7 protein-coding genes and 1 tRNA gene are annotated in these 7827 nt (G+C 54.5%); 6 read left to right on the top strand and 2 right to left on the bottom strand.

What is annotated here, in order from left to right:
• Positions 1-55: 55 nt before the first annotated feature.
• Both tig and QMK33_RS21565 read right to left on the bottom strand, forming a co-directional pair.
• Positions 56-1390 carry a trigger factor gene (gene tig, locus QMK33_RS21560; protein WP_283566697.1) on the bottom strand — a complete coding sequence of 445 codons (1335 nt, stop codon included), beginning with the start codon at positions 1388-1390 and terminating at the stop codon, positions 56-58.
• Between the two features lie 89 nt (positions 1391-1479).
• Positions 1480-1560, bottom strand: a tRNA-Leu gene (locus QMK33_RS21565).
• A gap of 171 nt (positions 1561-1731) precedes the next feature.
• Here QMK33_RS21565 and QMK33_RS21570 point away from each other — a divergent pair.
• The 6 genes from QMK33_RS21570 to QMK33_RS21595 all read left to right on the top strand — a co-directional run bounded on the left by QMK33_RS21570 (position 1732) and on the right by QMK33_RS21595 (position 7380).
• Positions 1732-3936, top strand: coding sequence for a RelA/SpoT family protein (locus QMK33_RS21570; RefSeq protein WP_283566698.1), 2205 nt, complete (start codon positions 1732-1734; stop codon positions 3934-3936).
• On the top strand, positions 3936-4265 hold the full coding sequence (locus tag QMK33_RS23700) for a CHY zinc finger protein (protein WP_502867087.1): 330 nt from the start codon (positions 3936-3938) through the stop codon (positions 4263-4265). The genes QMK33_RS21570 and QMK33_RS23700 overlap by 1 nt, the downstream gene beginning before the upstream one ends.
• Before the next feature lie 210 nt (positions 4266-4475).
• Positions 4476-4922, top strand: a complete 447-nt coding sequence (locus tag QMK33_RS21580) for a Fur family transcriptional regulator (RefSeq protein ID WP_283566703.1) — start codon at positions 4476-4478, stop codon at positions 4920-4922.
• Between the two features lie 5 nt (positions 4923-4927).
• Positions 4928-5278: an STAS domain-containing protein gene (locus tag QMK33_RS21585; RefSeq protein WP_283566700.1), complete on the top strand. Its 351-nt coding sequence runs from the start codon at positions 4928-4930 to the stop codon at positions 5276-5278.
• A gap of 130 nt (positions 5279-5408) precedes the next feature.
• Positions 5409-6677: an adenylosuccinate synthase gene (locus QMK33_RS21590; protein ID WP_283566701.1), complete on the top strand. Its 1269-nt coding sequence runs from the start codon at positions 5409-5411 to the stop codon at positions 6675-6677.
• Positions 6678-6693: 16 nt separating this feature from the next.
• Positions 6694-7380, top strand: a complete 687-nt coding sequence (locus tag QMK33_RS21595) for a hypothetical protein (protein ID WP_283566702.1) — start codon at positions 6694-6696, stop codon at positions 7378-7380.
• Positions 7381-7827: the final 447 nt, after the last annotated feature.

The following is a 7827-nucleotide window of genomic DNA, read 5'->3' on the forward strand; positions in this document are numbered from 1 at the left end:
ATAAAAAAGCCTCTACGCAGTGCGTAAAGGCTTTTCTCTCAATCAAACCGGAGGCTTAGCCTTCGTTCTGGTTGCGGAATTCTTCAGCCGTTACGGGCTCCTCTGTAACAACAACTTTGCCACGCAGGGCCTCTACTACTTTCTCTGCCAGAATGGCCTCGTACTCCTGCACGTAGTTTTTGCCGTTGTCCTGCTTCATGTAGTTGTCGGCAAAACCCACCATGCCCTGGCGCATCTCGTCGGTTAGCTGCATGCCGCCGCCAAACTGGCCCAGAATCTTGTCCAGCACGCGGTTACGGATTTCATCGGTCTCTACTTTGAGTCCCATATCTTCCACCACTTTGTTGCGGATGAGGCTCCACTTCAACTCGCGCTCGTAGTCGGTGTAGTGCTGCTCTACCATAGCGGCGTCCAGCTTGCCTTCGTTGGCACGCACCAGCCACTTCTTGAAGAACTCAACCGGCAGCTGAATCGTGGTGGCGTCAATCATGGCGTCTACCAAGCGGCGGTTCACCAAGTTATCGGACTCCCGGTCGTAGTTGCTCTGAATTGTCTCACGCACCTTCGCATCGTATGCCTCTTTCGAGTCAACTGCCTCAGGGCCAAATACTTTGTCAAACAGCTCCTGGTTTTCCTCCGGAGCAGCCGTGCGGTTGATTTTCTCAATGGCCAGCTCGTAGTCGCCGGTGGCACCAGCCGCTTCTTCCTTGCTCAGGCCCGAAAAGCTGCGGATGGCACCCGCGTCGCCACCAAAGGCATCGCTCAGGTCAAACGTCAGCGTGTCGTCGGCCTTCACGCCTATAAAGCGCTCCTGGCCGTTCTTCACCTTGTTAATGGGCAGCAATACCGTCTGGCCTTCGCCTTCGGCACCGGCCTTCTTCAGCTTGCCAAACAGGTAGTCGTCGGCCTCCGAAACCTCGGGGTTGGTCGTCTCACCAAACTGACGGGCAATCTGCTCGTTGGTTTCGGTCAGCGTAGCCTCGTCGAGGGTAATGGTGGGGCGCTTTAACTCTACCTGGTTTTCGGCGGGCAGCTCGAAGTCGGGCAGCAGGCCCAGCTCAAACTGAAAGTCGAATGCCTTAGCCGTGTCAAAATCCACGTCGCTGGCCACCGGCAGCGGCTCACCCAGAATCTTTACGTTGTTGTCTTTCAGGTAGCTATCAACCGAACTGCCGAGCAGGCGATTAATTTCATCGGCCAGAATGCCTTTGCCGTACATTTTGCGCACCAGGCCCGAAGGCACTTTGCCGGGGCGAAAGCCCTTGAACTGCGCCTTTTTGCTGGTCTCCTTGATTTGCTTCTCTACGGCATCGCTGTAGTCGGCTTCTTCGAGGTGCACGTTCAGCAGTCCGGTTAGCTGCTCCTCATTGCGGTCAAGCGTAATATTCAAAACGGTGGGAGCAAGCTGGTGCTTGCCAGTCGGAAAGGTTAAAAAAAAGGCCCCCAACTACCTAGCCAGGGGCCTGTTCAACAGAAAAGTGCGGATGGAGGGACTCGAACCCACACACCTAAGGAACTAGAGCCTAAATCTAGCGCGTCTACCAATTTCGCCACATCCGCAGGTTGAAGCTTGCCCGTCGCCGTTCGCTGCGGGGCCGCAAAGGTACTGACTATTTGCCGCCCGCACAAATGTAGGGTAAGCTTTAGCTTGTTTGGCATGGGTTGTACCAACAAAGGCTTACCCCACCCCCCGGCCACTATTTAAACGCCACGCGTGTTATTTGTGCTATCATGCCTCCCGTAATTGACCTCGAAGCCGAACGCCAGGAAATCCTGCGCCAATACCGCCGCCTGTTGCGCACGGCCAAGCCGTACTTGCACGACGGCGATACTAAGCTGATTAAGAGGGCGTTCAATCAAAGCCTGGAGGCGCATAAAGACATGCGCCGCAAGTCGGGCGAGCCCTACATTCTGCACCCGCTGGCCGTGGCCCAGATTGCAGTGGAGGAAATCGGCCTGGGCACCACAAGCATCGTAGCGGCCCTGTTGCACGACGTAGTAGAGGATACGCCCACCGAGATTTCGGATATCGAGCGCGATTTTGGCCACAAAACGGCGCGCATCATCGACGGGCTTACCAAAATTTCGGGGGTCTTTGAGTACGGTTCCAGCGAGCAGGCTGAGAACTTCCGCAAAATGCTGCTTACGCTGAGTGAGGATGTGCGCGTGATTCTCATTAAACTCGCTGACCGCCTGCATAATATGCGCACGCTCGATTCGATGCCGCGCCACAAGCAGCTCAAAATCGCCAGCGAAACCATCTATCTATATGCGCCGCTGGCCCACCGCCTGGGCCTCTACGCCATCAAAACCGAGCTGGAGGACCTGCACCTTAAGTACACCGACACTGAGGTGTATAATGAGCTGAAAGGCAAGGTCAAGCAGAGCCAGAGCGCCCGCAACCGGTTCATCAAGGAGTTTGTACAACCCATTGATGATGAACTCAAAGCGCAGGGCTTCAACTACGAGATAAAGGGCCGCCCCAAAAGCATCTATTCGATTCTCAAAAAGATGCGCAAGCAAAACGTCACCTTCGAGGAGGTGTACGACCTGTTTGCCATTCGCGTCATCCTAGACGTGCCGCCCGAGCAGGAAAAGGCCGCTTGCTGGCAGGTGTATTCCATTGTCACTGACTTTTACCAGCCCAACCCCGACCGCCTGCGCGATTGGGTGAGTACGCCCAAGGCCAACGGCTACGAGAGCCTGCACACCACCGTGATGTCGCAGCCCGGCCAGTGGGTGGAGGTGCAAATTCGTTCGCGGCGCATGGACGACATCGCCGAAAAAGGTTACGCCGCCCACTGGAAATACAAGGATACCGGTAGCCTCCAGCCCGAGTCAACGCTCGAAGCCTGGGTCAACCGCGTGCGCGAAATGCTGGAAACCAACAATTCCAGCGCGCTCGAATTCATGGACGAGTTCCGCCAGAACCTGTTTGTGAAGGAGGTGTACACGTTCACGCCCAAAGGCAAGCTTATTATCTTACCCGACAAGGCCACGGCGCTCGACTTCGCCTTTGACATTCACACCCACATCGGCCTGCACTGCCTCGGCGCCAAGGTCAACCAAAAGCTGGAGCCCTTCAGCTACCAGCTACGCAACGGCGATCAGGTCGAAATTCTGACTTCGCACAAGCAGCGCCCCACCCCCGAGTGGCTCACTTACGTAATAACGAGCAAGGCCAAAACCCGCATCAAGGACTTCCTACGCGAAGACAAGCGCGCCAAAGCTGACGATGGCAAGTTTATCCTGGAAAAGCGCTTGGAGCTAATCGGTGTCGAAAACACGCCTGACAACTTCCAGCGGCTGCTGGTTTACTTCAACGTGGCTACTGCCCAGGACTTTTATTACCGCTTAGCCATGGGCCAGCTCGATGGCCGCGAAATTCGAGATTCCCTGTTCAAGGCAACTACCGATGCCCGCGCCGACTCAGTGCTACAGCGCAAAACCTTCGACCACGAGGTGCAGAAAATCCGGGGCGTGCGCGCCGATATGCTGGTAGTGGGCGAGCGCACAGACAAGTTCAACCACAGCCTGGCGCGCTGCTGCAACCCCATTCCTGGCGATGATGTGTTTGGCTTCGAAACCGAAACCGGCCTTATCATCCACCGCACCACCTGCCCTCGCGCCGTCGACCTCATGTCGAACTACGGCAACCGCATCGTGCGTGCCAAGTGGACCGACCAGTTGGAACTCGCCTTTCTGGCTGGCATCCGCCTCAAGGGCTCCGACCGCGTGGGCATCGTCAACGACGTGACGCGTATCATCTCCACTAGCCTCAAGGTAAATATGCGCTCCATTACCGTCGATTCCAACGACGGCTTCTTCGAAGGCCAGATTATGGTGTTCGTCAATGACACCGACCATCTCAACAAGCTCATCCAGCGCCTCAGTAAAGTAAATGGTGTACTGCAAGTTGAACGTTTTGAATCCTAATGCCGCAGCCAGCCCCGTTCATCCACGGTACGCAGGTAAACGCCCGCACCCAGTGCGCGCACTACCATTCGAAGCGCGATATCATCGCCATCAAGTTTAAGTGCTGTAACACCTTCTACGCTTGCATTCAGTGCCATGAAGAACAGGCTGACCATCAGCCTGTTGTGTGGTATAAGGTGGAATGCGAGGAGCAGGCTATTTACTGCGGTAATTGCCACAGTACACTCAGTATAAGCAGCTACTTGGCGTGCGCCAATACCTGCCCGCATTGTCAGGCCGCCTTCAACCCAGGCTGTGCCAATCACTACCACCTCTATTTCGAGCGCTAAAACCTAAGCTGACCCTTCCTACTTACTTAGAGTAGATTATCTCGCGCTTATATCCTCTTTAGTATAGTGAATACCTCCCACCCAACCCCGGCCATCGAAGCCGCCCAGGGAGCCGGCGGCTCGTCCGAAACCGGTTACGCTGCCCGTCACACGCCCAGCGCATCCAGCCAGGCCACCCTCAACACCGACCGCCTCGAAGAGGTCAAGAAAATCTTCACCGCTCACCTCGAAAACAAAGGCCTCCGCAAAACCGCCGAGCGCTACGCCATTCTCGAAGAAATTTACGTGCGCTCGGGTCACTTCGATGTGGAGGAACTGTACGCCGGCATGAAGGAGCGAAACCTGCAAGTAAGCCGTGCCACCGTCTATAATACGCTCGATTTGCTGGTCGAGCAGGGCCTCGTGAGCAAGCATCAGTTTGGTCGCAATCTCGCACAGTATGAGAAAAGTTACGGATATCGGCAGCACGACCACGTTATTTGCACCGAATGCCATAAGGTGGTCGAGTTCTGCGACCCGCGCATTCACGGCATCCAAACAATGGTCGGCGACCTGCTCAACTTCCATATCCTCCATCACTCCCTAAATTTGTACGGCATCTGCGGCGATTGCCGCGCCAAATCGGCCGCTACTTCCAGCGCAGAGCCCGTAAAATAGCCTAGATGACTACCACCAGCACGCTCACCGACGGTATTCTCTATATTACCCTTACGGGAGATTTGGTTGGCAGCCCCGACACGCAGCAGTTGCTACTAGCTGTCAATGAGTATCTTGGCGATTCGGTTATCAACTGCGCCATTGACCTGTCTGCTGTCCGATACATCAATAGTACAGGTATCGGGGTGCTCGTATCGCTCCTCACTAAGTTCCGTAGCCGCGGCGGCGAAATGGTACTCATCAACCCGGCCGCTCACCCCAAGAAAATGCTGGCTCTCACCAAGCTAACCAATATTTTCACCGTAGCTGCCGACGCCGACGACGCCCGCCAACAATTAACCGTAGCCGCCTCCTAGGCGGCTATTTTTTTGCTCCAAAACATCGGTAGCTCCAACTACCACCTTTTGAAATACCCTAACACCCGTGTAATGAGTAACTACCAGGTAAATAGTGGTAATTGCCCATTACGTATTGCTAATTAAAATCATGCCAGTAGACGTATTAGTAGGCCTCCAGTGGGGCGACGAAGGAAAAGGTAAAATTGTCGATGTCCTCGCCCCCACCTACGATGCCGTAGCCCGCTTCCAGGGCGGCCCCAACGCCGGCCATACCCTCACCTTCGATGGCATGAAGCATGTGCTGCGCCAAGTGCCGAGCGGTATTTTTCACCCCCACATCCTCAACGTGGTGGGCAATGGCGTGGTCCTCGACCCTGTAGTATTCCGCGAAGAGCTACAAAAGCTCACCGACCGTGGTGTCGATTGGAGCAAAAACCTCTACATCTCCAAAAAAGCGCAGCTCATTTTGCCCTCGCACCGCGCCCTCGACCGCATCAACGAAGAGGCCCGTGGCAATACAAAAATTGGCAGCACCCTCAAAGGCATCGGCCCCACCTACTCTGATAAAATCGGCCGCGTGGGCCTGCGGGTAGGCAACATCCTGCTGCCCGATTTTCAGGAGCGGTACAAGGAAGCAGTGGCGCAGCACGTCAGTATCGCCGCTCCTTATAATAAGAAGCTGGAAATCGAAGAGTTTGAAGAAGAGTTTTTCTCTGCCATCGAATTCCTGCGTACGTTGCAACTTACTGATACCGAGTATCTTCTTAACGACCTGCTCTCCCAAGGCAAGCGTATCCTCGCTGAAGGTGCCCAAGGCTCGCTGCTCGACATCGACTTTGGTACCTATCCCTACGTCACTTCCTCCAGCACTATCTCGGCGGGTGCCTGCACCGGCCTAGGCATCTCGCCCCGCCACATCGACAAAGTATACGGCATCACCAAGGCTTACTGCACCCGCGTAGGCAGCGGCCCTTTCCCCACCGAGCTCGAAGATGAGGTAGGGGAGGAGCTCCGCAAGGCTGGCCGCGAGTTTGGGGCCGTCACTGGTCGCCCCCGCCGTTGCGGCTGGATAGACCTACCCGCCCTCCGCTACGCCATCATGCTCAATGGCGTCACCGAACTGCACCTCATGAAAGCCGACGTACTCGACGGCTTCGCCGAAATTCAGGCCTGCACGCATTACCGCACTGCTACCGGCGAAAGCACCACCCGCCTGCCCGACCCCGGCGAGCTCCAAACCGTCACCCCCGAATACCAGGCCATCCCCGGATGGCACACCGACCTCACGCAGGTCACCGAAGCCGCCCAGTTCCCCCAAGAACTGAGTGACTACCTAAACTTCCTCGAAAAAGAGCTGCAAGTGCCCATCCGCATCGTTAGCGTCGGACCAGATAGAGTAAGTACGATTTTGCGATAGTCGAAATAGCCCAAGTATGCAAGAAGTGGTTATCATTAACCAACTCGATTGGTTGAAAAATAACGCCTGCACGCTTGGGCGAGGCCATTGCCTTCCCGCTGGCTTCGACTCATACCTCAAACTACTGCTGCCAATTGGGATAGATCATAGCATCTCACTCGCAGAATACTCCCCCAGACGCGGCACCGTTGCAGAAATGAATGCACGAGCTGCGTTCTGGAGGAAGTACGATATAGGTGGCCCATCAGCAAGTGATGATAAGCTGACATCTGTAAAGTATAGCGAGTTAGCAGAAATCTGGAACGTCCCTTACAATAAGGACTTTACGCCAGATAAAATCGCCAAAGCCTGTGGCGAATGGCCACCCAACCTCCGGGAGAGCAACAAGTTGAATAAGCATTTCATCGCACTCATTATCCACGTGCTCGGCTCAACAACACCCACCTATTTCTCCGGTACCATAGAAAACGGCGAATATCAATGGGCAGCTGGTTTCCCCACTGACTGGTTAGCGAGAGGCACTACTGCCGATTTAGCACAAGTGCACCAGCGTAATGGGCAATTTCCAAGCAATATGTTTGACAGTGAATGCACTTGGTGCCTACATCACGCAGAATTCGCCGATTATCTGATTCTGGCTTGCTCAACGGTAATAGCTCACGAAATAGCTGGGAACTCAGAGGTAGAACTTTTCTATCTTTAAGAAAGCAACGGAATTGAAGATTTTTCTCCGCCACTCTCAGCTACTTACAACCTGCACTAGCCTTATTTCGTAAATGTGCGCTTGTCCGCCCCCGAAGCCCTGCTACCTTTGCAGTCCCAAAACGGCAAGCGGCCCACTTGAAACCTGATAAGGACACAAACTTCCTAGAAGAGAGCAAAGCCTAAAGAGCTACTCTGTCACTTAGCGAAACATCTTCGTCGGAGTCCTTCGCAAGACGCAGAAAAAGAAATTTTTCAAACCACTTGCAAAGCCGAAAAAACTCACCGTATCTTTGCACCCCGCTTCAACCGGAGGCGGTCAGACAACCAAAACGACTGAGAAAGCTCTTCAAAACTTTTTCACATAGAATTTGGAAAGTCAGAAAAGTTGCTTACCTTTGCACTCCCAATCACAAACAGGGCTTACAAACGGTAAGATAAGGGCTTG

The organism is Hymenobacter sp. H14-R3 (assembly GCF_030063445.1).
Taxonomy (GTDB): Bacteria; Bacteroidota; Bacteroidia; order Cytophagales; family Hymenobacteraceae; genus Hymenobacter.

Excerpts from the sequence above, each read along its gene's own strand:
- QMK33_RS21570 (WP_283566698.1), top strand. The coding sequence starts at position 1,732 with ATGCCTCCCGTAATTGACCTCGAAGCCGAACGCCAGGAAATCCTGCGC.
- QMK33_RS23700 (WP_502867087.1), top strand. The coding sequence starts at position 3,936 with ATGCCGCAGCCAGCCCCGTTCATCCACGGTACGCAGGTAAACGCCCGC.
- QMK33_RS21585 (WP_283566700.1), top strand. The coding sequence starts at position 4,928 with ATGACTACCACCAGCACGCTCACCGACGGTATTCTCTATATTACCCTT.
- QMK33_RS21590 (WP_283566701.1), top strand. The coding sequence starts at position 5,409 with ATGCCAGTAGACGTATTAGTAGGCCTCCAGTGGGGCGACGAAGGAAAA.
- QMK33_RS21595 (WP_283566702.1), top strand. The coding sequence starts at position 6,694 with ATGCAAGAAGTGGTTATCATTAACCAACTCGATTGGTTGAAAAATAAC.